Genomic DNA, 25213 nt, shown 5'->3' with positions numbered 1-25213 from the left:
GCGGCCCGGCCCGTGTCGACTCCGAAGTCTCGCGGGTCGCCCGCACCGGTGCCGGTCACCGGGCCGCCACCTCGACCAGGCGGCGGGCGGCCCGGGGGTGACCCGCCCAGTGGGTGTGCAGGTAGGAGGCGTGCACCTGCCCGGTGACGAAGCCGTGGGCGGTGCCGTCCCACCGCCAGGCGGGCCGGTCGCCGTGCCCGGGGTCGGTGACGGTGCGGTGGAACTCGTGGCCGCGTACCTGCTCACCGGCGGCGTGGACCGGGGAGTCGGTGGTGGCGACCGCGTCGCGGTAGCCGAGGGTGAGCCGGCCGGTCATCCGGGCGTGGTGGTCGAGCCGCCCGCACATCGGCGCCCCGTCCAGGGAGCGGCCGAGGTAGAGCAGCCCGGCGCACTCGGCGACCACCGGCCCGGCGAAGCCGGCCAACTCGGCGCGGAGCCCGGTGTTGTCGCTCAACGCCTCGACGTGCACCTCGGGGAAGCCGCCGCCGATGACCACGGCCCGGGTGCCGGCGGGCAGGGCCGGGTCGGCCAGCGGATCGAACGGGGCCACGATCGCCCCGGCGGCGGTGAGCAGTTCGGCGGTCTCGGCGTACGAGAAGGTGAAGGCCGCACCGGCGGCGACCGCGACCACCGGACGGTGCCCGCCGGCCGGGCCCCCGACGGCGGCGGCCGGGTCCCAGCCGTCCACGGTCAGCGGCGGGGCGCTGCGCGCCAGGTCGAGCACGGCGTCGAGGTCGACGGTGGCCTCGACCAGCCCGGCGAGCGCGTCGACGACGGCCAGTGACTCCGGTGCCCGTTCGGCGACCGGCACCAGCCCCAGGTGCCTAGCCGGCGCGGCCACCTCGACGGCCCGGGTCACCGCCCCCAGCACCGGTACGCCCACCTCGGCGAGCGCGTCGCGCAGCAGGGTCTCGTGCCGGGGCGAGCCGACCCGGTTGAGGATCACCCCGCCGACGCGTACCGCCGGGTCGAAGGCGCGCATGCCGAGCACCAGCGCGGCGGCCGACCGGCCCTGCGCGGTGGTGTCCAGGACCAGCAGCACCGGCGCGTCGACGAGCGTGGCGACGTGCGCGGTGGACGCGTAGCCGCCCCGGCCGACCGCGCCGTCGTGCAGCCCCATCACCCCCTCGACCACGGCGACGTCGGCGGGGGTGGGCACGCTCGCGCCGTGCCGCAGCAGCGGGGCGATCAACTCCTCCCCGACCAGCCACGGGTCGAGGTTGCGGCCGGGACGGCCGGCGGCGAGCGCATGATAGCCGGGGTCGATGTAGTCGGGGCCGACCTTGTGCGGGCTGACCGTGAGGCCCCGGCGGCGCAGCGCGGCGAGCAGTCCGGTGGCGACCGTGGTCTTGCCGTGCCCGCTGGCCGGGGCGGCGACCACCAGCCGGGGCAGCGCCCACGGGCCGGTCGGCGCGGCGGACGGCGGCACACCCGGCGCGACACCGCCCGGGTGGCCGGCCGGCGCGGTGCCCGGCGGGCGGCGCTGGTCGGTGCGGCGGGTGGGTCCGGTCACCACTCGATGCCCTTCTGGCCCTTCTGGCCGGCGTCCATCGGGTGCTTGACCTTGGTCAGCTCGGCGACCAGGTCGGCCGCCTCGACCAGGCGCGGGTCGGCGTCCCGGCCGGTGATCACCACGTGCTGGAAGCCGGGCCGGTGGGTGAGGGTGTCGACCACCTCGTCGACGTCCACCCAGCCCCACTTCATCGGGTAGGTGAACTCGTCCAGGACGTACAGGCCGTAGCGCTGGGCGGCCAGGTCGCGTTGGATCTGCCGCCAGCCCTCCAGGGCGTCGGCGGCGTGGTCGGCGTCGCCGCCGCGCTGGATCCACGACCAGCCCTCGCCCATCTTGTGCCAGGCCACCGGCGCGCCCTGCCCGGTGTCGGCGTGCACCTGGCCCAGGGCGCGGAAGGCGTTCTCCTCACCCACCCGCCACTTGGCGCTCTTGACGAACTGGAACACCCCGATCGGCAGCCCGGCCGTCCAGGCCCGCAGCGCCAGCCCGAACGCCGCCGTCGACTTCCCCTTCATCTGCCCGGTGTGCACGATGGTCAACGGGCGGTGCCGCCGCTGCCGGGTGGTCAACCCGTCGGCGGGCACGTGTTCCGGCTTTCCCTGCGGCATCAGCGCACGCTCCGATTCGCTCCGACGGTGGCGAGCCCGGCCAGCGGGTCGGCGGTGACCGTGTCCAGGCGGTGGTGGGCCGCGCCGAGCTGACCGGCCAGCCGGTGGGCCAGGTGCAGCCGTACCGGGCCGGACTCACAGTCCACCACGACACAGGGCGCGCCGGTGGCGGCGAGCACGGCCGCCGCGCGCGCCGACCGCTCCAGCGGCCGGTGCCCGGCGGTGGCCCGGCCGTCGGTGACGACCAGCACCAGCGGACGCCGTCGCGGGTCCCGCAGCCGCTGCACCCGCAGCAGGTCGGCGGCGGCGAGCAGTCCCTCCGCCAGCGGGGTACGCCCGCCGGTGGGCAACTCGGCCAGCCGCGCCGACGCGGCCAGCACCGAGGAGGTGGCCGGCAGCAGCACCTGCGCCCCGGCACCCCGGAAGGCGACCACCGCCACCGTGTCCCGCCGCTGGTAGGCGTCGGTGAGCAGGGCCAGCACCGCGCCCTTGACCGCCGACATCCGTTGCCGCGCGCCCATCGAGCCGCTGGCGTCGACGACGAACAGCACCAGGTTGCCCTCACGGCCCTCCCGGACCGCCTCCCGCAGGTCGTCGGGGCGCAGCAGCAGCCGGCCGCCGCCGCACCGGCCCCGCCGGGCCTGGTGCGGGGCGGCGGCGCGCAGGGTCGCCGGCAGGTGCACCGCGGCCGGCCGGCCGGCGGGCACCCGGGCCCCGGTGGTCCGCCCGCGCCCGGTCCGGGCCCGCGACCGCCGGCCGGGCACCCCGTCACCGACCCCCGGCGCGGTGAACAACCGGGCCGTCAACCCCCGCTGCGGTACCGCCACCGAGCCGGTGCCCGCCGGGTCACCCGGGTTCGCGGTGCCGCCCTGGCCGGGTCGCCCGGGACGGGCACCGGCGTGCTCGGCCGACCCGTCGTCGGGGCGTCCCGACCGTCCGTCGGCGCGCTCGCCGGCGTCCGGTCCGCCGTCGGCGGCGCGGTCCGGCCACCGGTCGTCCACGGCCGGCGGGGAGGTAGGGCCGGTCCGGGCACGCGGGTCGTCGTCGTGGCCCGGCGATCCGGCGGCGTCCTGCGGCCCTCCGGCAGCATCGGACGGCCCACCGTCCGGTGGCTGCGGACCCGACCCGCCGCCGGGGCCGCCCGCCGAGGGGCCACCCGGCCCACCGGCACCGTCCGGGCCGCCGGGGTCACCCGGACCGCTCGGGCCGGTGTCCGGCGGATCGTCGTCGGGGTGCTCGTCGCGGGCCCGCTGCAACGCCTCGTCGAGGCGCTTCTCGTCCAGGCCGGGGGTGTCGAACGGGTCGCGGCGACGGCGGTGCGGCAGGGCGAGCCGGGCGGCGACCCGGACGTCGTCGGCGGTCACCCGGTCCCGGCCCTGCCAGGCGGCGTGCGCGACGGCCGTGCGGGCGGTGACGATGTCGGCGCGCATCCCGTCCACGTCGAACGCGGCGCAGACCTCGGCGATCTGCCGCAGCGCGCCGTCGGGCAGCAGCACCCCGTCGAGCCGGTCCCGGGCGGCGGCCACCCGGGCGGCCACCTCGGCGTCGGCGGCCGCCCACCGGGCGGCGAACCCGGCCGGGTCCGCGTCGGCGGCGAGCCGACGGCGCACCACCTCCACCCGGACCACCGGATCGCGGCTGGCCGCCACCTCGACGGTCAGCCCGAACCGGTCGAGCAACTGCGGGCGCAGCTCACCCTCCTCCGGGTTCATCGTGCCCACCAGCAGGAACCGGGCGGCGTGACTGACCGAGACCCCCTCCCGCTCGACGTGGCAGCGGCCCATCGCGGCGGCGTCCAGGAGCAGGTCGACCAGGTGGTCGTGGAGCAGGTTCACCTCGTCGACGTAGAGCACCCCCCGGTGGGCGGCGGCGAGCAGGCCCGGCTCGAAGGCGCGTACCCCCTCGGCGAGGGCCTTCTCCAGGTCGAGCGAGCCGACCACCCGGTCCTCGGCGGCCCCGACCGGCAGCTCCACCAGCCGGGCCGGGCGGCGCTCGACCGGCGCGGCGGCCGGGTCGTCGTGCCCGGCGGCACCCGGGTGCGGGCCGTCCGGGCAGGTCGGGTCGGGGGCGGCCGGGTCACAGCCGAACCGGCACCCGGCGACCCGGTCCACCGGCGGGAGCAGCGCGGCCAGCGCCCGGACGGCGGTGGACTTGGCGGTGCCCTTCTCGCCCCGCACCAGCACCCCGCCGATCGCCGGGCTGACCGCGTTGAGCAGCAGCGCCAGCCGCATGTCGTCCATCCCGAGCACCGCCGAGAAGGGGTAGCCGCCCACTGTGGTCGGGGGTGTCACTGTCGTTCCTCCAGGTCGCCCTCGGTGGCCAGGTACGTCTCCCGGAGGCGGTCCAGGGTGCTGGGCTCGGGGGCGGCCCACAGGCCACGTTCGGCGGCCTCCAGGAGCCGTTCGGTGATGCCGCGCAACGCCCACGGGTTGGACCGCTCCAGGAACTCCCGGGTCTGCCCGTCGAACAGGTACGCCTCGGCGAGGCGCTCGTACATCCAGTCGTCGACGACCCCGGCGGTGGCGTCGTAGCCGAACAGGTAGTCCACGGTGGCGGCCAGCTCGAACGCACCCTTGTAGCCGTGCCGGCGCATCGCCGCGATCCACTTCGGGTTGACCACCCGGGCCCGGAACACCCGCCGGGTCTCCTCACCGAGGGTGCGGGTGCGCACGTCGTGCGGCATCGCCGAGTCGCCCACGTACGCGGCCGGGGCGGCCCCGGTGAGGTGCCGCACCATCGCCACCATCCCGCCGTGGTACTGGAAGTAGTCGTCGGAGTCGACGATGTCGTGCTCACGGGTGTCCTGGTTCTTCGCCGCCACCGCGATCCGGGCGAAGGAGCGTTCCATGTCGGCCCGAGCCTCCCGCCCGTCCAGGCCCCGGCCGTAGGCGTAGCCGCCCCAGACGGCGTACACCTCGGCCAGGTCGGCGTCGGTGCGCCAGTTGCGGGCGTCGATCAGCGGCAGCAGCCCCGCCCCGTACGCCCCGGGTTTCGAGCCGAAGATCCGGGCGGTGGCCCGCCGCTCGTCGCCGTGTGTGGCGAGGTCGGCGGCCACGTGCGCGCGCAGGTAGTTGTCCCCGGCCGGCTCGTCGAGGGCGGCGACCAGCCGTACCGCGTCGTCGAGAAGGGCGACGACGTGCGGGAACGCGTCCCGGAAGAAGCCGGAGATACGGACCGTGACGTCGACCCGGGGCCGGCCCAGTTCCGCCACCGGCACCACCTCGACGCCGGTGACCCGCCGCGACCGGTCGTCCCACACCGGCCGGCAGCCGAGCAGGGCCAGCACCTCGGCGATGTCGTCGCCCTGGGTACGCATGGCGCTGGTGCCCCACACCGTCAGCCCGACCGACCGCGGATACTCCCCGGTGTCGGCGAGGTAGCGGGCGAGCAGCGAGTCGGCCAGCGCGACCCCGACGTCCCAGGCGTTGCGGCTGGGGATCGCCTTCGGGTCGACGGAGTAGAAGTTGCGGCCGGTGGGCAGCACGTTGACCAGGCCCCGGGTGGGCGACCCGGACGGTCCGGGCGGCACGAACCGGCCGGCGAGCGCGCCGAGGGTGTGGGTGATCTCGTCGGTGGTGCGGTCCAGCCGGGGCACCACCTCGCGGGCGGCGAACCGCAGCACCTCGACGGCGTCGGGGCAGGCCCCGCCGGTCACCTCGGTGACCACCGGGTCGGCCCGGTCGGCGTCCCAGCCGAGGGTCTCCATGCCGAGGACGAGCCGCCGGGCCAGCCCCTCGATCAGGTCCACCGCGTCGGCGGCGGTGACCGCCGGCCCGTCGACCACGTCGGTCAGCGCCGCCGGCACCGCCACCCGTGCCCCGGGCTCGGCGAGCAGCGCCTGCTCGTCCAGGCCGTAGCCGGCGGCGAGGGCCTGCCGCAGGCCGGGCAGGGCACGGCTGCCGCCCCACACCTGCGGGGCGCGTAGCACGGCCAGGACGAGGTTGACCCGGGCCTCACCGGTGGGCACCCCCGCCAGGACGTGCAGCCCGTCGCGGATCTGCACGTCCTTGACCTCGCACAGGTAGCCGTCGAGGTGCAGCACGAAGTCGTCGAAGTCGTCGGCGGCGGGCATCGCCTCGGTGTGCAGGTCGTGGTGGAGTTCGGCGGCGCGCACCAGTTCCCAGATCTGCCCCCGGACCACCGGCACCTTCGCCGGGTCGAGGGCCTGCACGGTGGCGTACTCGTCCAGCAGTTGTTCGAGTTTCGCCAGCTCGCCGTAGGTCTCGGCGCGGGCCATCGGGGGCACCAGGTGGTCGACCACGACGGCGTGCGCCCGCCGTTTGGCCTGGGTGCCCTCGCCGGGGTCGTTGACGATGAACGGGTAGACCAGTGGCAGGTCACCGAGGACGGCGTCGGGGGCGCAGTCGGCGGCCAGGCCGAGGCCCTTGCCGGGCAGCCACTCCAGGGTGCCGTGCTTGCCGAGGTGCACCACCGCGTCCGCGCCGAAGCCGCCGTCGGCGACCGGCGCGGCCAGCCACCGGTAGGCGGCCAGGTAGTGGTGGCTGGGCGGCAGGTCGGGGTCGTGGTAGATGGCGATCGGGTTCTCGCCGAAGCCGCGCGGCGGCTGGATCAGCAGGGTGACGTTGCCGAACCGCAGCCCGGCCAGGACGATGTCACCGTCGTCGGTGTAGAGCTGGCCGGGTGGCTCACCCCAGTGTTCCCGCATCCGGTCCCGCAGGTCGACCGGCACCTGGTCGAACCAACGCCGGTAGGTCTCCCCCGGCACCCGGGCCTCGGCGGCGGCCAACTGTTCCGGGGTGAGCCATTCGACGTCGTGGCCACCGGCGGCGATCAGCGCGTGGATCAGCGCGTCCCCGTCGGTGGGTGGTGGCGCGTCGCCGAGGTGGTATCCGGCTTCGGCGAGGGCGGCGAGCAGGCGGACAGCCGAGGCGGGGGTGTCCAGGCCGACGGCGTTGCCGACCCGGGAGTGCTTCGTCGGGTAGGAGCTGAGCACGATCGCCACCCGCTTGTCGGCGTTGGGCAGGTGCCGCAGCCGGGCCTGCCGGACGGCGATCCCGGCGACCCGGGCGGCCCGCTCGGCGTCGGCGGCGTAGACCGACAGCCCGTCGGCGTCGATCCGTTTGAACGAGAACGGCACGGTGACGATCCGGCCGTCGAACTCGGGGATGGCCACCTGCATCGCCGCGTCCAGCGGGGACAGCCCGGCGTCGCTGGCCGCCCACTGCTCCCGGGTGCTGGTCAGGCAGAGCGCCTGGATCACCGGAACGTCGAGGGCGGCGAGCGCGCCGACGTCCCAGGCGTCCTCGTCGCCTCCGCCGGAGGCGTCGGCGGCGACCGTCCCCCCGGCGGCGAGGACGGTCACGACGAGCGCGTCGCAGCGGGCGAAGAGGTCCAGCGGCCCGTCGCCGGGGGTGAGCCCGCGCAGCGAGCCGCAGAAGATCGGCAGCGGCTCGCCGCCGGCCGCGTCGACCGCGTCGGCCAGGGTCCGCACGAATCCGGTGTTGCCGGCCAGCGCGTGCGCCCGGTAGAACACGATCCCCACCGTCGGCCGCCCGCCGTCCCCCCGCAGCCCGTCCGTCCCGGCCGCCGGATCGGCCGGGTCGGCGGGGTCGCCCGGGGCGGTCGGGCGGCGGTGGTCGAGGATGCCGTACGGCGGGGTGGGGGTGGGCGGGTCGAAGCCCTCACCGGTGAGCAGGACCGTGTCGGAGAGGAACCGGGCGAGCTGGGCGAGGTTCTCCGCGCCCCCCTCCACCAGGTAGGACAGCGCTTCGGTGGCCACCCCGGAGGCCACCGTGGAGGCCGCCATCAGCTCCGCGTCGGGCACCGCCTCGCCGCCGAGCACAATCGTGGGCACGCCGGAGCCGAGCACCGCCGCGAGGCCGTCCGGCCACGCCTGCCGCCCGCCGAGCAGCCGTACGACGGCCAGGTCGACCCCGTCGAGCAGGGCCGGTACGGCGGCCACGTCGACCCGGGTGGGGTTGGCGAGGCGGTAGTCGGCGGCGCTGGTGCGGGCGGCGAGCAGATCGGTGTCGGCGGTGGACAGCAGCAGGATGCGCACGTGCAGCTCCGGAGAGTGACGTCCGGCTCGGCCGCAGGGCCGGGCCGAGCGGGGCGGGAGGGACGCCGGTCAGCGGCGGCGGAGGTCCGACGCGCCCCGCCGACGACGGGGCACCCGGACCGGCCGTCAGCGGTACGTGGCAGGCCGACCGCCCCGGCGACGACCGGCGGCGGTGGGAGGGGTGGGAGCACGCGGCGGCGCGGGCTCGACGGTGCTGCGGGAATCACCGACCGTCATCGGGTCGGCAGTGACGCTGCGCGTCATCGGGTCCTCCTCGGGTGTCCACGCCCTGGGGTTCTCCGACGGCCGAAGTATCCTGGCTTCCGGATCGATGCTCACCCCCGGCCTTCCAACCGTGCACGCACGGTCGTGACCCACGAGGGGGGATCGCTCCCCGGTGACAGTGGCGGGACCGCGTCGGAATCGCACCGACTTCCTTCACTGCCGTCAGGCCGCGAATGCTGCCACACTCCTCACCCCGAGGTCAACGGCGGCCACCGGCCCCACGGCGGCACCGATCGACCCCCGTGGCCAGGCCGGCGGCGGCTCTCGTCGTCCAGCGGGGTCGGCACCCGCTCCCCGCATCCCACGGATCGGCCCGCCCCGTCCCGACGGCCGACCCGAACCGCCCTGCGTCGGACGCGCCGGGCCCTCCTCAGGTGCCCGCCGACGGTCCCGTCCCGCCCACCGACCGGCGCGGAGCCGACCCGGGTGTGCCGTCCCCGGGCGGGTCGTCCCCCAGGCCGCCCGTTGCCGGACGGCCCGTTGCCGGTGGCTGGCCGGCCACGGGCGGTCGGGATACCTCTGTCACACGCTGTCGAGCTGATGACGTCACCGACTCGGGGCCGGCGTGGTCAGGCCTGACCGGACGGTGGCCAGGCCGGCAGCGTCGGCCACCCACCCGACGCCGCAGGGCTGCCCCGGCCCGGTGCCGCCGGGCCGCGCCACCCCGACACTGGGGTCACCCCGGCCCGACACTGCGGTCGCCCCGGCCCGACACTGGGGTCACCCCGGCCCGACACTGCGGTCGCCCCGGCCGGGCGGTCCGGGTCGTCCCCGCCCGGCCGGCCCCGATCCGTCACCGTCATCAGCTCGAAAGGGGCCCGCGTCGACCTACCCCCGCCCCGGGGCGGCCGGCGGCCCGGCGCGCGCAGCCGCCACCGCAGCCACCCCACCCCGGGGCCGCACCCCACCCCGGGGCCGCACCCCACGGCCTCCGCCGTACCCCACGCGCCGCTGGGGGGGGATCAGCGGAGGCGGCGCTCGGGATGGGCCCGGTTCCAGGCCCGCATCCGCTCCGGGTATCCGGTCTTCGCCGCCTCGTACAGGGGTACCGCGTGCCGGTGGGCCAGCTTCGCCGCCGTACGCGGGGAGCCGGTGCGGCGGCGGATCCACTCCCCGTCGTGCGCGATCGCCACCACGGTGGTGTCGGTGGCGGTCGTCTCGGGTTCGAGATAGAACTCCACCCCCCGGTGGGCGGCCACGAAGTCCGCCAACGCGGTCAGGTCGTCCCGGGTGGCCTCCCGGTCGAGCTTGGTCGGGATGCCCTCGTCAGCCCGGGTCCGTCGGCTGAACCAGCCCATCTGCCCGTTCCTCTCCTCGGCGTCCCCCCAGTGGAGCATCCCCACCTGGAAGGGCGCTGCGAACCCGGTGACAGCCGGCTGAGCGGCCTGTTCACGCCCGGTCGAGGGCGGCCAGCTCGTCGGGGGTGAGCCGCAGCGCCCCGGCGGCGACGTTCTCGGCCAGGTGGGCCGGGTCGCCGGTGCCGGGGATGGCCAGCACGTGCGGGCCCTGGTGCAGCGTCCAGGCGAGGCGGACCTGCTGCGGGGTGGCGTCGTGGGCACGGGCGACGGCGCGTACCGCCGCACCGTGGTCGGTGCGGGCCCCGCCCTCCCGGTTGGCCCCGGCCAGCGCGAAGAACGGCACGTAGGCGATGCCCCGGGCACCGCACTCACGGAGCAGGGCGTCCTGGTCGCCGCGGTTGTCCAGGGCGTAGTTGTTCTGCACGCAGACCACCGGGGCGATGCGCTGCGCCTCGTCGAGGTGGTCGAGGCGGACGTTGGACAGGCCGAGGTGCCGGATCAGGCCGGCGTCGCGCAGTTCGGCCAGCGCGCCGAAGCGTTCCGCCACGGAGTCCGGCGCGGGTCGCCTGACGATCCGCAGGTTGACCAGGTCGAGGTGGTCGCGGCCGAGCCGGCGCAGGTTCTCCTGCACCTGGGCGCGCAGCTGCGCCGGGCCGGCCTCCTCGTGCACCCCGGTGGCCGGGTCGGCCCGGAAGCCGACCTTGGTGGCGATGACCAACCCCTCCGGGTACGGGGCGAGCGCGGCGCGGATCAGCTCGGTGGCGTACCGGGCGGGGCCGGTGCCGACCTTGAGGGTGCCGCCCGGCGAGACGTAGAAGGCGGCGGTGTCGATGTGGTCGACCCCCAGCTCGACGGCCCGGCGCAGGACGCGCAGCGCCCGTTCCCGGTCGGGGTGGGCGGTGATCCGCATCGAGCCGAAGCCCATCCGGTGCACGGTGCGGTCGCCCAGGGTCCAGCGGCCCGCCGCTGCGGCGGTGATCTCGGTCGGCATGCGGCGACCCTAGCCAGCGGCGGCGGCCCCGGGGAACGGCCGCGCACCCGATACCGGCGGGGGCCGACGACTGTTAGTTTTCCTGTACCGGGCCGACGGGGTGCTGCGGGCCGGTGCCGGCCGGCGGACGGGTCGCCGGCACCAGCGCCAGGGTGGGGATCAGCAGCACCGGCACCACCAGCAGGGCGTGCAGGATGCCGACGTGGTCGCCGAGCAGGCCGAGCAGCGGCGGGCTGGCCAGGAACGACGTGTAGCCGATCACCGCGACGACGCTGACCCGGGCGGGGGCGCGTTCCTCGTCGTCGGCGGCGGCGCTCATCCCGACCGGGAACCCGAGCGACGCGCCGAGCCCCCAGAGGACCACGCCGACGACGGCGAGCGGCCCGGAACCGGCCAGCACCGCCAGCAGGGAGCCGGCGGCGGCCAGCAGGATCGTGCCGATCAGCACCGGCACCCGGCCCCAGCGGTCGATGGCCACGGTGCCGGCGGTCCGGCCGATGGTCATGCCGGCGACGAAGACCCCGAAGACGGCGGCCCCGGCGGCCTCGCTGGCCCCGTAGCCGTCGACGAAGGCGACCGCCAGCCAGTCGTTGGCACTGCCCTCGGTGAACGCCATCACCAGCACCAGCGCGCCGATGAGCAGGGTGCGCGGCTCGCGCCAGGCCGCGAGCAGGCCACCCCGGCGGGTCGACGCGGCACCGTCGGCGGTCGAGGCGGCCGGGGCGGGCAGGAAGTTGCGCGCGCCGAGCAGGGTGCCGCCGAACACCACCACCGCCAGCACCGTCAGGTGCACGGTGATCGGCACACCGAGCCGGGCCGCACCCGCGCCGAGCCCGGCGCCGGCCACCGAGCCGAGGCTCCAGGCGGCGTGGAAGCGGGGCAGGATGGTGCGGCCGAGCCGTTTCTCCACCGCCGCGCCCTCGACGTTCATCCCCACGTCGCAGGTGCCGGAGCCGTAGCCGAGGGCGAACAGGCCGACCGCGACGCCGGGCAGCGAGCCGAGCGGGGCGGCGACGCCCACCCCGACCAGACCGACCGCCACCAGCACGGTCGAGGCGACGACGGTGCGGGCCGGGCCGAGCCGCTGGGTCACCAGGCCGGCGCTGGTCAGCGCCAGCACGGCGCCGCCGGACATGGCCAGCAGCAGCAGTCCGAGCCGGCCGGCGCTGAGGCCGAGCGCGTCGCGGACCGCCGGGACCCGGGAGAACCAGGTCGCCACGGCGAGGCCGTTGAGGGCGAAGACCACCGCGACCCCGGTACGGGCGGCCCGTACCACCCGGGGCGGGACGGTTCGGTTCTCGGTGGCGGTGTTCACGGCGCGCGGTCCTCTTCCCTGGCGTGGCTTTCCCGGTGTGGCCGTTTCTCCCGGTCCGATGTGTCCCGGCCGGGCCCGACGTCCCCCACCGCTGATCTCACACCGCTTTCGTCACGGCCACAAGCGCGTTGTGCTCCTTACCGCAGCGGCGCAGCCGAACGGAGATGGCGCGGCACCGTCATTATTGATCGACTAGCTTCAATCAGTGGTGGGGACTGACGGTACGGGGGCACGCGCATCGTGGGGGATTCGTGAAGTTCGGCATACTCGGAACATATGTGATACTTCCCGGGCAGAATTACTGCATCAATGCTCCCAAGCAACGCAATCTGATGGCGGTCCTGACAGTCAACGGAAATGTGCTCATCCCGGTGGAACGCCTGGCCCGCGAGGTGTGGCCCGACGAACCACCCGCCTCGGCCAGCAATCTGATCCGGCAGTACGTCTTCCGCCTCCGGCGCAGTCTGCCCCCGTCGGTGGGGCGGGCCATCATTACCGGCCCGGGTGGCTACAAACTGCGGTTGGCGCGCGGCGACGTCGACAGTCACCTCTTCGACGCCAACGTGGTACGCGGTCGTGCCGCCTTCGCGGCGGGCCGGCTCGACGAGGCGGTACGGGCCCTGTCGGAGGCGTTGGCCGCCTGGCGGGGGGACCCGCTCGCCGACGTCGACCCGTCCCCCTCGATCCTGGCCGAGACCCGGCGGCTCGGTGAACGGCGGCTGCTCGCCATCGAGATGCGCGCCGACGCCTACCTGCGCCTCGGCTGGTACGACGAGGCCGTCGAGGAGCTGGCCGCGCTGGTCACCCTCCACCCCGAGCGGGAACGGCTGCGCGACATGCAGATGCGGGCGCTGTGCCAGGTCGGCCGCCGGGCCGAAGCCCTCGCGGTGTACCGCGACCTGCGCCGGACGCTGGCCGACGGCGTGGGCATCGAGCCGGCGCCGGAGTTGCAGCGGCTGCACCGGCAGGTGCTCGACGGCGACCCGGCGCTCAGCGAGCCGTCCGCCGCCCGCCGGTCCGCCGCGGCCGGATGGTCCGGGTCGGCGTACCGGTGACGGGTCACCGGCCCCGCTCGGGGCGCGACGGCAGCAGGGCCGCCGCGAGGGCGAGCGCCGCCACCGCCAGCCCCGCCCCGGTGACCACCGTGGCCGCGCCCCAGCGGGTCAACAGGGGCGCCAGCAGCATGCTGCCCACGGCGAAACCCCAGCCGATCGCCGCGTACTGGAGGGAGAAGCCGGTGGCCCGGCGGTCGGGCGGCAGCACCCGCTCCAGGTGCAGCGACCGGGCCAGCACGGTCGGCCCCTCGAAGAACCCGGCGACGGCGTACAGGGTCAGCAGCGCGACGGCGTGCGGTCGCGCGAGCACCGCGAGCGCGACCACCAGGCCCAGCACCAGCAGGGCGACGTCGGCCTGCCGCTGGTGGCCCCCCGGCCACCCGCGCAGGCTGTAGAGGACGCTGCCGAGGCCGGTCCCGATCGCGTACGCGGCGAGGGCCAGCCCGGCGAGCGACGCCTGCCCGCTGCCGGTGAACAGCGGCACCGCCGCGACCGTCAGCACCCCGAGCAGGACCCGCAGCGCGGCGGTCAACGCCAGGGTGCGGGCCAGCAGGCGTAGCACCGGCAGCACCCGGCTGCGGCCGGCGGCGCGCCGGGCCGACGTCGGGTCGGGCAGGCGCAGGGCCGCCCCGGCGGCGATCGCGGCGGGCAGCGCGGTCAGGCCCACACCGACGGCGGGCGAGACGGCGGCGACGGTCACCCCGACCAGCACCGGCCCGAGCCCCCAGCAGACCTGGTTGAGCACCGTGTCCAGGGACAGCGCCCGGGGCAGCACGGCCGCGTCGACCAGGTAAGTGAGCATCGACCGCAGACCGCCCGGCGCGCCGGCCGGCACCGCACCGGCCAACGCGACGAGGACGACCAGCAGCGCCGTGCCGCCACCGGTGCCGACCACCACGGCGGCGGCCAGGAAGAGCAGCGCCTCGGCGGCCAGGCACCCGGCCAGGACGCGACGCGGGTTCCACCTGTCGATCAACGCCCCGGCGGCCGGTGCCGCGACCGCCTCCCCGATGGTGTGCGCGCCGACCAGCAGGCCGCTGAGCAGGTAGCCGTCGCTGAGCGCCCGACCGGCGAAGACCAGCGCCAGCGGGGCCATCGCCACCGGCAGCCGCGCCCCGAAGGTGGCGACCACCCAGCCCACCCAGCCGGGCGAACGCAGGATCGCCCGCAGGGGCGTGCCGGCCCGACCCGAGAGGTCCACCTGCGACGTCGCCACCCGACCCGCCCTTCCGCAGCCCCGTCCACCAGGGACGAACAGTAGTCACCAAAACACGTTCGGTCCCCCACCCCCACCCCCACTCCCGCCCGCCCCCCCGGCCCACTCCCGCCCGCGTGATCAAGAGGTTTGCGTCAGGAAATGCCGCGGCCGGTGACGCAAACCTCTTGATCACCGCACGAGGGCGCGGGCCGGAGACCGGGCTCCGGGGGCCCCGGCCGGGCCCCGGAGGGCGGGTGGGCTAGCCGGTCGGGGGTGGCAGTCGGCGGAGGAAGGCGGCCCGGTCGACGACCCGACGCCGGTGGGAGCCGTGACCGAGTACCGTCCCGGTCGGACCGACCACGGTGAAGTCGACGTCGACGTCACGGCCCACGACGGTGAGGGCGACCCGGTAGGCGACCGGCTCGCCGCACCCGGCCGCCGCCGCGTGGGTCAGCGTCACGCCGACGCCGACGGTCATCTCGCCGGCCGCCAGCACCGGGGCGAGCACCTCCACGCAGGTCTGTTCCATCAGGCCCAGCATGGCCGGGGTGGACAGGACCATCAGGCCCTCGTTGCCCCACCGGGTGGCGCAGTCGTCCTCGCGGACCACCCGGGTGCGCTCCCCCTCGACCCGACGCCCCTCCCCCATCCCGGCGGCGGGTGCGGTCACGCTGTCGGGGCCGGTCGGGGCGGTCACGCCGGCACCGCCGGTGCGTCGACCGGGGCGGAGTAGCGGCGTACCACGTCCTTGTAGATGTTCTTCTTCTGCATCTCGGTGGTGCCGCCGGCGATCCGGATGGCGACGGCGTCGCGCAGGTGCCGTTCGATGCCACCGGCCCGGTCGTAGCCGGCGTGCCCGAAGATCTGGACCAGTTCGACGGTGGACCGGACCGCTCCCTCGGAGGCGGCCAGCTTGGCGCAGGAGGCGAGCGCGCTGTAGGCGTCGTCGCCCCGGACCAGCGCGTCAGCGGCGGCGTAGGCGAGATGCCGGGCCGACTCGATGGTGGTCCGGATGACGACGACCTTGTCCTGGATGAACTCGTGCTCGCCGATGGGGACGCCGAACGCCCGGCGTTCGGCGCAGCGGCGCAGCACCACGGGGAGCAGCGCCTCCAGTTGGGCGGCGACCACGACGCCGTACATGAGCCGGTCGAAGGCCAGGAACGAGTAGAGGGTGGCGAGCCCGTCGCCGGGTGGACCGACCACGTCGGCCGGGCCGACCGGCACCCCGTCCAGGATGATCGGCCCGGTGGGGCTGGTCCGCTGGCCGAGCAGGTCCTCGGCCGCGCCGGTGTCGACGCCGGGCCGGTCGCCCTCCAGCACGAACAGGGTGATGTCCCGGGTGCCGATGCCGTCGAGCCGGCCGACGATCAGCAGGTGGTCGGCGACGGGCGCGTTGGTGATGTGCGCCTTGTGCCCGGTGAGCCGCCAGTCGTCGACGCCGTGCACGCTGGCCCGGGTGCCGACGGCGGCGACGTGGGAGCCGCCGGCCGGTTCGGTGGCGGCGGTGGCGCCCACCGCGCCGCCGGCCAGCGCCGGCAGCAGCCGTCGGCGCTGTTCGGGGGTGCCGTGTTCGCACAGCACGTGCAGCAGGCCGGCGTGGGCGACGGCGGACAGCACGAAACCGGAGTCGTCCGCGCCCTGGGCGAGCCCCTCCAGGCCGGCCAGGAAGTCCCACAGGGTGCCCCCGTCGCCGCCGTGCTCGCGGGGCAGGTGGGCGGTCCAGAACCCCTCGTCGGCCAGCGCCTGCCAGGACTTGGTGTCGAAGACCCCGGCGCGGTCGCGCTCGGCGGTGCCGGGGGCGACGGTCGTCGCGGCGAAGCGGCGGAACCGTTCCCGGCGGGCGTGTTGCTCCTGCGTCCAGGTGATCTGCATCGTCGTGCCCTCTCAGCCGGCCTCGGTGATGTCGTGCAGGGTGAGCCGGACGGCGGCGGTGAAGGCCGCCACGTCGTCTCCGGTGGTGCAGGTGGTGACGCAGCCCATGCCCCGGGGCGCCACGATCACGCCGTGGTTGAGCAGGCCCAGGAAGAAGGCGTGCTGGCGGGCGGCGTCGACGCCGCGGACGTCCCGGAACACCTCGACCCGGCGCGGGCCGATGTGCACGTTGAACAGCGACCCGACGCCGGTGACGACGGCGTCGACCGACGCGTCGGCGAAGACCCCGGTCAGCTCATGGCGCAGCAGGTCGCCGGTGCGGTTGAGCGCGTCGATGGTGGCCGCGTCGAGCTTGCCCAGGGTGACGATGCCGGCGGCGACGCTCAGCGCGTTGCCGGTGAACGTGCCGCCCTGGTAGAGCACCGGGCCGCCGGAGCGGGAGTCGTAGACGTCGGTGCCGCCCTGGGGTTCGAGCAACCCCATGATGTCGGCCCGGCCGCCGTACGCGCCGATCGGCAGCCCGCCACCGATGATCTTGCCCATGGTGGTCAGGTCGGGGGTGACGCCGTACGCCTGCTGCGCGCCGCCGGTCGCCAGCCGCAGCGTGATCACCTCGTCGAAGACCAGCAGGATGCCCAGTTCGTCGCAGGTGGCCCGCATCGCGGCCAGGTACTCGGCGGTGGCCGGGATCATCCCGCCGACGCCGAGCACCGGTTCGAGCACCAGCGCCGCCAGCCGGTCGGCGTGGGCGCGCAGGATCTCCTGCGACGCGGTGACGTCGTTGAACGGCACCACCAGGGTCTCCCGGGTGCGGGAGGCGGGGATGCCGCGCATCTCCGGCACGGAGGCGGGCGACCGGACGTCACCGGCGAGGTCGGCCGGTGGCCGTACGCTGATCATGACGTCGTCGGTGGTGCCGTGGTAGCCGCCCTCGGCCTTGGCGACCAGCGGGCGGCCGGTGTGGGCCCGCGCCAGGCGCAGCGCGAACATCACCGCCTCGGTGCCGGAGCCGGTGAACCGGACCCGGTCCAGGCTCGGCACCCGCGCCACCAGCAGCTCCGCCAGCTCGGCCTCCAGGGTGCGGGAGAACGAGTGCGAGGTGCCGTGCGGCAACTGCTCCCGGAGGGCGGCGGTGACGTCCGGGTCGGCGTAGCCCAGCGGCAGGGCGGTGTAGTTGGCCAGGAAGTCGCGGTAGGCGTTGCCGTCGACGTCCCAGACCGTGCCGCCGATCCCCCGGTCCAGGTAGACCGGGTACGGCGGCCAGGAGTTGAGGCTGCGGGTCGCGCCGGCCGGGATCGTCCGGCCGACCCGGGCGAAGTGCTCCTTCGAGCCGGGGGTGCGCTTCGCGTAGTCGGACAGGATGCTCATGCCGGTAGCTCCTCCGGGGTCGGCTGGCCGGCCGTGCCGCCGGGCCAGGTGATCAGGGCGCTCCCCCAGGTCATCCCCCCGCCGAAGGCGGCGAGCAGGACCCGGGCACCGGGGCGGACCCGGCCGGCGTCGATCGCCGCGTCGAGGGTGACCGGCACCGACGCGGCGCCGGTGTTGCCGTAGTGGGTGCCGCTGATCGCCACCTGGTCGGCGACGAAGCCCAGTTCCTTGGTCACCTCGCGCAGCAGCCGCACGTTGGCCTGGTGCGGGACGAGCAGGTCGAGGTCGGCGACGGTCAGCCCGCAGGCGGCGGTGGCGTCGGCGACGAGTTCCGGCAGTTTGCGTTCGGCGAACGCACGTACCGCCCGGCCGTCCATCGTGAAGTAGTGCCCGCCGTGGGCGACGGTGGCGGTGCTGGCCGGGGCGCGGCTGCCACCGGCGGGGATCCGGACGAGGTCGTGCTGCCGGCCGTCGCTGCCCAGCCGGGTGTAGGCGATGCCGGCGGCGTCGGCCGAGCGGCCCAGCACCACCGCGCCCGCGCCGTCGCCGAAGAGGACCGAGGTGCGCCGGTCGGTGTAGTCGAGGATGCGCGAGTAGGTGTCCGCGCCGATCACCACGGCGTACCCGAGGGTCGGGTCGCACCGCATGATCTTGTGGGCGACGTCCAGGGCGTAGACGAAGCCGGTGCAGACGGCGTCCAGATCCATCGCGTACGCGCCCCACGCGCCGAGGTTGGCCTGCACCCGGCAGGCGGTGGCGGGCAGCGGCAGGTCCGGGGTCGAGGTGCCCAGGATGATCAGGCCGACCTCGGCGGCGTCGACGCCGGCCCGGTCGAGGGCCTGCCGGGCGGCGTGGGTGGCGAGGTCGGAGGTGGCCTCGCCGGGCGCGGCGACCCGCCGTTCGTGGACCCCGGTCCGGTCGACGATCCAGTCGGCCGTGACGCCGAGCGCCGTGGCCAGGGACGCGTTGGTCACCACCTGCTCGGGTACGCAGGCGCCGGTGGCGAGGATGCCCGGCGTCGCACCCGGGGTGCGGTCGGCGGCGGAGCGGGGTCGGGCGGGACTGGCAGCGGGCCGTCGTGGGTCATGGCGGCTGCGTTCGGTCGGGCTTGCCTGTTCGGCGTCGGCATGCATGTCCCCAGGCTGCCGTCGGCGTGTTCAGGACCCGTCGCCGCCGAGATTTAACGCAGATCTAGCGGCGGCGGGAATTACGGCGCAAACCGTCGTCCACAATGGTGGTAAAGGGTCGACAATGGACGCCGACCCTCCAGAATATCGGCCGCCGGCCCATTTCGTGCCGGCCGGACCGATAGGCGGCTCGGTAAGATCGGAGACAGCCATCTGACCGATCGCCGACTGCCCGGTGTGAAGTGGATCACACACAATGTGCCCATGAAAACCGGACGCGGACGCGGCAGGGCGGTACGGCTCACGGCGTGTCTGGCCCTGCTGACCCTGCTGGCCGGATGCATGCAGCTCAACCTGGGGCTGACCGTCAACGCCGACGACACCGTCGACGGGCAACTCCTGCTCACCGCGGAGAAATCGGTCCTCAGCAGCCGCAACAAGAACCTCGCGGTCGCCTACGCCGAACTGCGGGAGAACATCCCCACCCTGCCCGCCGGTGAGGAGACCGTCTACGAGGACGAGCGTTTCTACGGCGCACAGATCAGCTATCGGCGCACCCCGCTGAAAAGCTTCACGAGCGAGAGCGTGAATCTCGTCCGCGACGGCGATCTCTACCGGTTCAGCCTGCCGCTCGACCCCAGGAAGTACGGCGGAAAGGTCGCCGAACAGAATCCGCAGAACCAGCAGACGTTCCTCCAGTTGATGTCGTTCGAGATCTCGGTGACCTTTCCCGGCCGGGTGATCGACTCCAACGGCACGCTCAACGGGCGCTCGGTGAGCTGGAAGGTCGTCGCCAACCAGCCCAAGCCGGCCGAACTGCGGGCGATCGCCGAGGCGCCGCCACGCCCCACCCCGTCGGCCAGCCCGGCCGCCGCCAGCGGTACGGACGGCCCGGGCGGCTCCGGGTGGCTGCCGGTGGCCGTGGGGGTCCTGGTCCTGCTCCTGCTGGCCGGCGGGGTCACCGCCGTCCTGCTGCGCCGTCGGGGCGGCACCGCCGCCACCCCGGCCGCCCCCGCCCATCCCGCACCACCCGAAGGGGGATCGCCGTGAACGATCTCTTCACCTGGGCCGCCCTCGGCACCGTGGCCGGTGCCAGCGCCGCCACCCTGCTCACCGCCAACGTCATCGGCGGCCTGCTCGGCCCGAACAGCGACAAGGCCCGCAAGTGGATCGCCCTGGGCGTGGCGCTGCTCCTGTCGTACGCCACCGCGGCGTTCGCCACCGACGCGGGCGGCGAGAAGTGGCTGATCGCGTTCTTCAACGGCCTGGTCATCTTCTCCGCCGCGCTGGGCATCAACCAGCTACCGCCCGGCAACCGGCAGCCCACCCAGGCCGCCCCCGGCCAGCTCGCCCAGGGGCGGGAGCCCCGTTTCGTCCGCTCCTGGGTCTGAGGAGGCGCGTCATGGTCTACGGAATCGTCAGCGCCGCCGTCCACGTCCTGTGCGGGGCGGCGCTCGGGGCGACCGCCGGTGGCCCGGTGGGGCTGCTGGTCGGCGCGGTCGTCGGCCTGCTCGTCGGCGTCCCGTTCGGCTGGTCGGTCGCCGCCGCCCGGGTGTACGGCCCGGACGCCCGGGGCGTGGCGCTGTTCGTCGTCGACCACACCTGGAGCCTGCCGAACACCGCCGCCGGGGCACTCTACCTCGCCCTGCACCTGGTCGTCGGCCACTCGTTGGACCGGCCCACCTCACAGCACAGCTGCCGGGTCAACCTGGTCGAGGGGGTGTCCCCGCGCTACGCCACCACCATCGGCACGGTCTGCGCCGGCTCCGGCCCCGGCATCCAACGCCACGAGGACGTACACATCCTCCAGGCCCGGCTGCTCGGCCCGCTCTACCTGCCGCTGGTCGCGCTCAACTACGTCCTGTTCACCATCGCCCCGGTGTGGCTGCTCTGGCACGACCACGCCAACGCCCCGATCAACCGGTTCACCCGCTACTTCGAGATCGGCGTCTACCCGCACGTGTGGAACGAGGCCATCGCTTACCGCATCCAGGGGACGCCGCCGCGATGACCGGCGACGCGCCGGGACCGGTCGAGGCGGCCACCGCCGAACTGGCCGCCTGGCTGGCCGGGGCGGCCGGCGAGGACGTCCCGGTCGGCCCGCCCGCCGACGGGGGCGTCGGGCTGACCCTGTGGCCGCTGGCCCTGCGGCCGGCCCGGCAGACCCGGGGCACCGGGACGCCCGCGCCGTACCGGTTCACGATCCGCTACCTGGTCGCCGCCGCCGGCCCGGCCGCGCTGGCCGGGCTGGACCGGGTGCTGACCGCCGCCGCCACGGCCGGCGAACCGGAACTGGTGCTGGAGGCCGGCGACCCGGCGCTGTGGGTGACGCTGGGCGTCGCCCCCCGGCCGGCGCTGCTGGTCGACGTGCCGGCCCAGGTGACGTCCACGCCGCCGGTCGCGCCACCGGTGCTGCACCCGCTGCGGCTGCACCGGGTGGCCCTGCGCGACCTCGTCGGCCGGGTCGTCGGCGCGCAGCAGCAACCCCTGGCGGCGCTGCGGGTGGAACTGGTCGGCACCCCGTACGCCACCCACACCGACGCGGGCGGGCGGTTCCGGCTCGCCGGGGTCCCGCACGACCCGGAGCACCCCGGCCAGCCGGTCCGGCTGCGTCTGGTCGGCCGGGGCCGCACCCTCACCGCCGAGGTCGACCCGGCCGACGCGGACATCGTCATCGTCTGCGAACCCCCGGCCCGCTGAGCCGGACCGGCGTACAGGAGGACCGATGCCCCACTACTTCTCCCCCGGCATCTACGTCGAGGAGGTGCCCAGCGCCGCCCGACCGATCGGGCCGGTCGGGATGGCCGTCGCCGCGTTCGTCGGGGTCGCCCCCGACCGGGGCGCGCACGTCGACCGGGCGCTGGCCGTCAACAGCTGGTCGGAGTTCCTCCGGCTGTACGCCGCCGGTGACGGCCTGGAGAGCACCCCGCTGGCCCGGGCGGTCTTCGGCTTCCTCGACAACGGCGGCAGCCGCTGCTGGGTGGTCAACGTCGGTGCCGACGGCCAGCTCACCGGCACCGGGCAGCGGCGCACCGGGCTGCAACTGGTGGAGGCGATCGACGAGGTGGCCATCCTCGCCGCGCCCGGCTTCCACGACCCGGTGTCGCACGAGGCGCTGCTGAGCATGGCCGAGCGGCTGCGCACCATGGTGGCGATCTGCGACCCGCCGCCCGGCATCGAGGACATCTCGACGCTGACCCGGGTGGCCACCCCCGCGCGGCCCGGCAAGCCCGGTGACGGCAAGCCCGGTGACGGCAAGCCCGGCGATCCGGCGACCACCCCGGCCGACACCGACACCGGCACCGCCCACCGGGCCCGGCAGTCCGACTACGGCACCTGCTACTTCCCCTGGCTGCGGGTACGTGACCCGCTCACCGGTGAGCTGGTGCTCACCCCGCCGAGCGGTCACATGGCCGGCATCTGGGCCCGTACCGACGCGCTGCGCGGCGTGCACAAGGCCCCCGCCAACGAGCCGGTGCGCGGCGCGGTCGACCTGGAGTACCTGGTCACCCGCTCGGAGCACGACGTGCTCAACCCCAAGGGGGTCAACGTCATCAGGTACTTCGCCGGGGAGGGCATCCGGGTGTGGGGGGCCCGGACCCTGGCCGCCGAGGCCAGCGAATGGCGCTACCTCAACGTCCGCCGGTTGTCGATCTCCATCGAGCAGGCCATCGCCAACGGCACCCGGTGGATGGTGTTCGAGCCCAACGACTACTCGCTGTGGCGGTCCATCCGGCGCGACATCGGCGCGTTCCTGACCCGGGTGTGGCGCGACGGGGCGCTGCTCGGGCGTACCCCCGAGGAGGCGTTCTTCGTCAAGTGCGACGAGGAGACCAACCCGGTCGACGTCCGCGACGCCGGGAGGGTGGTCGCGCACATCGGCATCGCGGTGGTCAAGCCGGCGGAGTTCGTGGTGTTCAAGCTGAGCCAGTGGGCCGGCGGCACCGACACCGAGACGATCGGAGGCTGACATGCCGACCCCGGCCACCCCGCAACCGGGCGCCCCGGTCGACCCGTACCGGGCGTACCACTTCAAGTTGCTCATCAACGGCATCACCAACGGGCACTTCACCGAGGTCAGCGGCCTGGAGATGACGATCGGCCGGCTGTCCTACCGGGAGGCCGGCAACGACCGGGTGCGGTCGGTCCCGGGGCAGGTCGACTACGCGCCGGTGACCCTGCACTTCGGCCTCACCCCGTCGCGTGAGCTGTGGGACTGGGTGCACAGCGCGGCGACCGGGACGGTGAGCCGCCGCAACGTGTCGGTGGTGCTGCTGGACGCCGCCGGCACCGCCGAGGTGCTGCGCTGGAACCTGATCAACGCGTGGCCGATGCGGTGGCGCGGCGCGCACCTGCACACCCTGTCCCAGGAGATCGCGATCGTGGCGTTGACCCTGGCGTACGAGGGGCTGGAGTTGGAGGACGGCAGTGCCGCGGCGTCCACGACCGCGTGACTGGCTGGCCACCCGGCTGCGGGCCGCCGCCGACGCGGTGGCCCCCGCCCCGGCCGTCCCGCCGACCGCCCCGGCCACGCGGTTCACCGGCACCGACCCCGCCGCCCGGTGGGCCGGGCCGGGCCCGGCGTCGCGCGGGCCGGGGCAGCCGCCGGAGCACTGGCTGCGGACGGTCGCCGCGCACGCCCCCGGCCTGCTGCACGACCTGGTCGGGCCGGCCGCCGACGACCCGCCGGGTCCGCCGCCGACCGCCGGCCCGTGGCCCGCACCCCACCCGGGGGTACGCGGACAGTCCACCCCGGCGTCCGCCGAGCCCCCGGCGTACCCGCCCCGGACCGCTGCCCCCACCGCCGGCCGGCACCCCGCACACCCGCCCGTCGAGGTGCCGCCGCCCGCCCCCACCCCACCCACCGGGCCGTGGGGGTCGTCGCCGGTGCCGAGCCCGGTGACCGGCACCCACCTCCCCCGACCCGCCGGCCCGGCGGCGGTCACCCCGATCGCCGCGCCGGCGGGTCACCGCGCGCACCCGACGTCGGCGTACGACCCGGACCCGGCTACGGCGCACCCGCCCTCGGCGCACGGCCCGGACCAGGCGTCGGCGCACCGCCCGCACCCGCCTTCGGCGCACGGTCCCGACCAGTCGACGACCCCCGGCCCGGAGCCGGCGACGGCGGACCGTCCGGGCCCGGAAGCACGGCCCACCGCGGTGGCGGCGCGTCCCGGTCCGGGGTGGACGGCAGGTGCCGGGCTCGGATGGCTGCTCCGACCGGGCCGGCGACGGACCACCCCGCCCCGCCCCCGACGACGGACACCGACCCTGATCGCCGCGCCTGGGCGGGGCACCGGCCGCCTCCCGACGCCGGCCTGGCCCCGGGCACGCACCCGGCCGCCGGCGCGCGGTACCCGGCGTCCGACACACCGTCGCCGGCCCCCGGTCGGCCGTGCCCCGCCCCGCCGGCCTGGCCGGACCACCACGCCCCCGGCCGACCGGTCCGACCGGAGGGCCCGACGGACGCCGGCACCAGCGCCGGGCGACGACCGGCCGACGGTCGACGCACCGGAGCGGCGGTGTCCGACGCAGCGTCGGCGGCCGGCACCGACGCGGCATCCGGCGGCCCGGTCGGGTGGGGCCGCACCGAACCCGGTCGGGCGGGTGACCCGGTCACCGGGCCCGGCACCGGCGACGACCCCCACGACCCGGTGGGCGGCGGCCGGCGCGGCGGCGGGACCCACCCGGGACCGGACGGCGGCGCACCCGGACACGGCACCGTCGGCCGGCGGATCACCGCGACCCGGTGGCCGGCCGACGACCCGACCCCGGCCGGTGATCCGTGGCCGGCCCTGCCCGACGGGCCCGCCGGCCCGACCGGGGCCGGGGACGCGCCCGCAACGCCCGGGTCGGGGCTGGTCGGGGCCGACCCGTGGCCGGCCCTGCCCGACGACGGGGCATGGCGACGGCCGACGGGGACCGCCCGGGACGACACCCGGGACGCCCGGCTCGACGCCGAACAGCGGGGGTGCTGATGGAACGGGTCGCCTTCCTGGTCGACGAGTCCGGCGTCCGGATCGACTGCCTGCTCAACCCGCAGACCGTGCAGGTCACCCGGATCGCCGGGGTACGGCCGCAGGGCAGCGCCGAGGGGCGGCTCACCGGGATCGGACTGGCCGACGACCCGCTGGCCTTCACCGGTGGCGGACGTACCGAACTGGTGCTGGACCTGCTCTTCGACACCGACCTGGTGGAGGGGCCGACCCGGCCCGGGGACGTCCGTACCCTCACCCGGCCGCTGTGGATGCTGGCCGAGAACTCCGCCGTGGCGCACGGCTGGCAGCGCCCGCCGCTGGTCCGGCTGGTCTGGGGCAAGACGTGGAACGTGCCCGGGGTGGTGGTGGCCGTCGCCGAACGCTTCGACGTGTTCACCCGTACCGGCTCGCCCCGCCGCTCGTGGCTGCGGATGAAGCTGCTGCGGGTGGCCGAGTCGGCCGACGAGGCGCAGCAGGGCTTCGCCGAGGAACTGGCCGCCGCGGCCCCGCCCGGCACGCCCCCCGGGCAGGCGGTGGTGGCGGCCGGGGACGGTGCGGCCACCCCCGGCTACTCCGGGGTCCG

At 75.7% G+C, this 25213-nt stretch carries 20 protein-coding genes, 1 pseudogene and 1 riboswitch; of the genes and pseudogenes, 9 read left to right on the top strand and 12 right to left on the bottom strand.

All coding sequences use genetic code 11. From position 1 onward, the window contains the following. Positions 1–55 precede the first annotated feature (55 nt). From FJK98_RS16250 to FJK98_RS16220, 7 genes are all read right to left on the bottom strand, one after another. The gene (locus tag FJK98_RS16250; protein WP_145922800.1) at positions 56–1429 is read right to left on the bottom strand and encodes a cobyrinate a,c-diamide synthase; all 1374 of its coding nucleotides are present in this window, start codon (positions 1427–1429) and stop codon (positions 56–58) included. Positions 1430–1509: 80 nt separating this feature from the next. Continuing rightward, on the bottom strand, positions 1510–2121 hold the full coding sequence (cobO, locus tag FJK98_RS16245; protein WP_145919775.1) for a cob(I)yrinic acid a,c-diamide adenosyltransferase: 612 nt from the start codon (positions 2119–2121) through the stop codon (positions 1510–1512). After that, positions 2121–4361 (bottom strand): VWA domain-containing protein, encoded by a 2241-nt coding sequence (locus tag FJK98_RS16240; protein WP_145922801.1) that lies wholly within the window; start codon positions 4359–4361, stop codon positions 2121–2123. The genes cobO and FJK98_RS16240 overlap by 1 nt, the downstream gene beginning before the upstream one ends. 47 nt (positions 4362–4408) lie before the next feature. After that, entirely contained in the window at positions 4409–8140 is a 3732-nt protein-coding gene (cobN, locus tag FJK98_RS16235) for a cobaltochelatase subunit CobN (protein ID WP_145919774.1), read from the bottom strand. Positions 8141–8449: 309 nt separating this feature from the next. Next, positions 8450–8579, bottom strand: a riboswitch (cobalamin riboswitch). Positions 8580–9387: 808 nt separating this feature from the next. Continuing rightward, positions 9388–9723, bottom strand: a complete 336-nt coding sequence (locus FJK98_RS16230) for a hypothetical protein (protein ID WP_088646738.1) — start codon at positions 9721–9723, stop codon at positions 9388–9390. A 91-nt stretch (positions 9724–9814) separates the two neighbouring features. After that, a complete protein-coding gene (locus FJK98_RS16225; protein ID WP_145919773.1) occupies positions 9815–10714 on the bottom strand; it encodes an aldo/keto reductase in 900 nt (299 codons plus the stop codon). Between the two features lie 73 nt (positions 10715–10787). Next, positions 10788–12029, bottom strand: coding sequence for an MFS transporter (locus FJK98_RS16220; protein ID WP_145919772.1), 1242 nt, complete (start codon positions 12027–12029; stop codon positions 10788–10790). Positions 12030–12361: 332 nt separating this feature from the next. Here FJK98_RS16220 and FJK98_RS16215 point away from each other — a divergent pair, with 332 nt between their 5' ends. Then, positions 12362–13084, top strand: coding sequence for an AfsR/SARP family transcriptional regulator (locus FJK98_RS16215; protein WP_145919771.1), 723 nt, complete (start codon positions 12362–12364; stop codon positions 13082–13084). A gap of 4 nt (positions 13085–13088) precedes the next feature. Here FJK98_RS16215 and FJK98_RS16210 read toward each other — a convergent pair whose 3' ends face one another. From FJK98_RS16210 to FJK98_RS16190, 5 genes are all read right to left on the bottom strand, one after another. Next, the gene (locus FJK98_RS16210; protein WP_145919770.1) at positions 13089–14300 is read right to left on the bottom strand and encodes an MFS transporter; all 1212 of its coding nucleotides are present in this window, start codon (positions 14298–14300) and stop codon (positions 13089–13091) included. A gap of 241 nt (positions 14301–14541) precedes the next feature. Next, positions 14542–14979, bottom strand: coding sequence for a thioesterase family protein (locus FJK98_RS16205; RefSeq protein ID WP_145919769.1), 438 nt, complete (start codon positions 14977–14979; stop codon positions 14542–14544). Then, positions 14976–16157, bottom strand: a complete 1182-nt coding sequence (locus FJK98_RS34680) for an acyl-CoA dehydrogenase family protein (protein ID WP_145919768.1) — start codon at positions 16155–16157, stop codon at positions 14976–14978. Before FJK98_RS34680 ends, FJK98_RS16205 begins: the two co-directional genes overlap by 4 nt. A gap of 12 nt (positions 16158–16169) precedes the next feature. Further along, complete coding sequence (locus tag FJK98_RS16195) at positions 16170–17525, bottom strand: aspartate aminotransferase family protein (RefSeq protein ID WP_145919767.1); 1356 nt, start codon at positions 17523–17525, stop codon at positions 16170–16172. Continuing rightward, entirely contained in the window at positions 17522–18658 is a 1137-nt protein-coding gene (locus FJK98_RS16190; RefSeq protein WP_168222487.1) for a 3-oxoacyl-ACP synthase III family protein, read from the bottom strand. The genes FJK98_RS16195 and FJK98_RS16190 overlap by 4 nt, the downstream gene beginning before the upstream one ends. A gap of 258 nt (positions 18659–18916) precedes the next feature. Here FJK98_RS16190 and FJK98_RS16185 point away from each other — a divergent pair, with 258 nt between their 5' ends. The 8 genes and pseudogenes from FJK98_RS16185 to FJK98_RS34080 form a co-directional block, all read left to right on the top strand. Continuing rightward, positions 18917–19702, top strand: a complete 786-nt coding sequence (locus tag FJK98_RS16185) for a DUF3153 domain-containing protein (RefSeq protein ID WP_228544400.1) — start codon at positions 18917–18919, stop codon at positions 19700–19702. After that, a complete protein-coding gene (locus tag FJK98_RS16180) occupies positions 19699–20043 on the top strand; it encodes a hypothetical protein (RefSeq protein ID WP_145919766.1) in 345 nt (114 codons plus the stop codon). The genes FJK98_RS16185 and FJK98_RS16180 overlap by 4 nt, the downstream gene beginning before the upstream one ends. Before the next feature lie 11 nt (positions 20044–20054). Next, entirely contained in the window at positions 20055–20663 is a 609-nt protein-coding gene (locus tag FJK98_RS16175) for a glycine zipper family protein (protein ID WP_145919765.1), read from the top strand. Then, positions 20660–21352, top strand: coding sequence for a carboxypeptidase regulatory-like domain-containing protein (locus FJK98_RS16170; RefSeq protein WP_145919764.1), 693 nt, complete (start codon positions 20660–20662; stop codon positions 21350–21352). The genes FJK98_RS16175 and FJK98_RS16170 overlap by 4 nt, the downstream gene beginning before the upstream one ends. A gap of 25 nt (positions 21353–21377) precedes the next feature. Continuing rightward, entirely contained in the window at positions 21378–22622 is a 1245-nt protein-coding gene (locus FJK98_RS16165) for a phage tail sheath subtilisin-like domain-containing protein (protein ID WP_145919763.1), read from the top strand. A gap of 1 nt (position 22623) precedes the next feature. Further along, positions 22624–23106, top strand: coding sequence for a phage tail protein (locus FJK98_RS16160; protein WP_145919762.1), 483 nt, complete (start codon positions 22624–22626; stop codon positions 23104–23106). 1068 nt (positions 23107–24174) lie between these two features. Further along, a complete protein-coding gene (locus tag FJK98_RS16155; RefSeq protein WP_145919761.1) occupies positions 24175–24630 on the top strand; it encodes a hypothetical protein in 456 nt (151 codons plus the stop codon). Then, a pseudogene (locus FJK98_RS34080) lies at positions 24555–25037 on the top strand (hypothetical protein); the annotation flags it as partial. The gene FJK98_RS16155 and the pseudogene FJK98_RS34080, both read left to right, overlap by 76 nt. Positions 25038–25213: the final 176 nt, after the last annotated feature.

It is taken from the genome of Micromonospora sp. HM134 (assembly GCF_007833915.1).
In the GTDB taxonomy this organism is placed as follows: domain Bacteria; phylum Actinomycetota; class Actinomycetes; order Mycobacteriales; family Micromonosporaceae; genus Micromonospora; species Micromonospora wenchangensis.
Note: the sequence above shows the minus strand (reverse complement) of the source record. Positions and strands in the feature narration are given on the sequence as shown.

Bases quoted from the DNA above. Each gene is read 5' to 3' on its own strand.
- FJK98_RS16170 (WP_145919764.1), top strand. From the start codon at position 20,660: ATGACCGGCGACGCGCCGGGACCGGTCGAGGCGGCCACCGCCGAACTG.
- FJK98_RS16225 (WP_145919773.1), bottom strand. From the start codon at position 10,714: ATGCCGACCGAGATCACCGCCGCAGCGGCGGGCCGCTGGACCCTGGGC.
- FJK98_RS16195 (WP_145919767.1), bottom strand. From the start codon at position 17,525: ATGAGCATCCTGTCCGACTACGCGAAGCGCACCCCCGGCTCGAAGGAG.
- FJK98_RS34680 (WP_145919768.1), bottom strand. From the start codon at position 16,157: ATGCAGATCACCTGGACGCAGGAGCAACACGCCCGCCGGGAACGGTTC.
- FJK98_RS16185 (WP_228544400.1), top strand. From the start codon at position 18,917: ATGAAAACCGGACGCGGACGCGGCAGGGCGGTACGGCTCACGGCGTGT.
- cobO (WP_145919775.1), bottom strand. From the start codon at position 2,121: ATGCCGCAGGGAAAGCCGGAACACGTGCCCGCCGACGGGTTGACCACC.
- FJK98_RS16175 (WP_145919765.1), top strand. From the start codon at position 20,055: ATGGTCTACGGAATCGTCAGCGCCGCCGTCCACGTCCTGTGCGGGGCG.
- FJK98_RS16240 (WP_145922801.1), bottom strand. From the start codon at position 4,361: ATGGACGACATGCGGCTGGCGCTGCTGCTCAACGCGGTCAGCCCGGCG.
- FJK98_RS16165 (WP_145919763.1), top strand. From the start codon at position 21,378: ATGCCCCACTACTTCTCCCCCGGCATCTACGTCGAGGAGGTGCCCAGC.
- FJK98_RS16190 (WP_168222487.1), bottom strand. From the start codon at position 18,658: ATGCATGCCGACGCCGAACAGGCAAGCCCGACCGAACGCAGCCGCCAT.
- FJK98_RS16215 (WP_145919771.1), top strand. From the start codon at position 12,362: ATGGCGGTCCTGACAGTCAACGGAAATGTGCTCATCCCGGTGGAACGC.
- FJK98_RS16160 (WP_145919762.1), top strand. From the start codon at position 22,624: ATGCCGACCCCGGCCACCCCGCAACCGGGCGCCCCGGTCGACCCGTAC.
- FJK98_RS16230 (WP_088646738.1), bottom strand. From the start codon at position 9,723: ATGGGCTGGTTCAGCCGACGGACCCGGGCTGACGAGGGCATCCCGACC.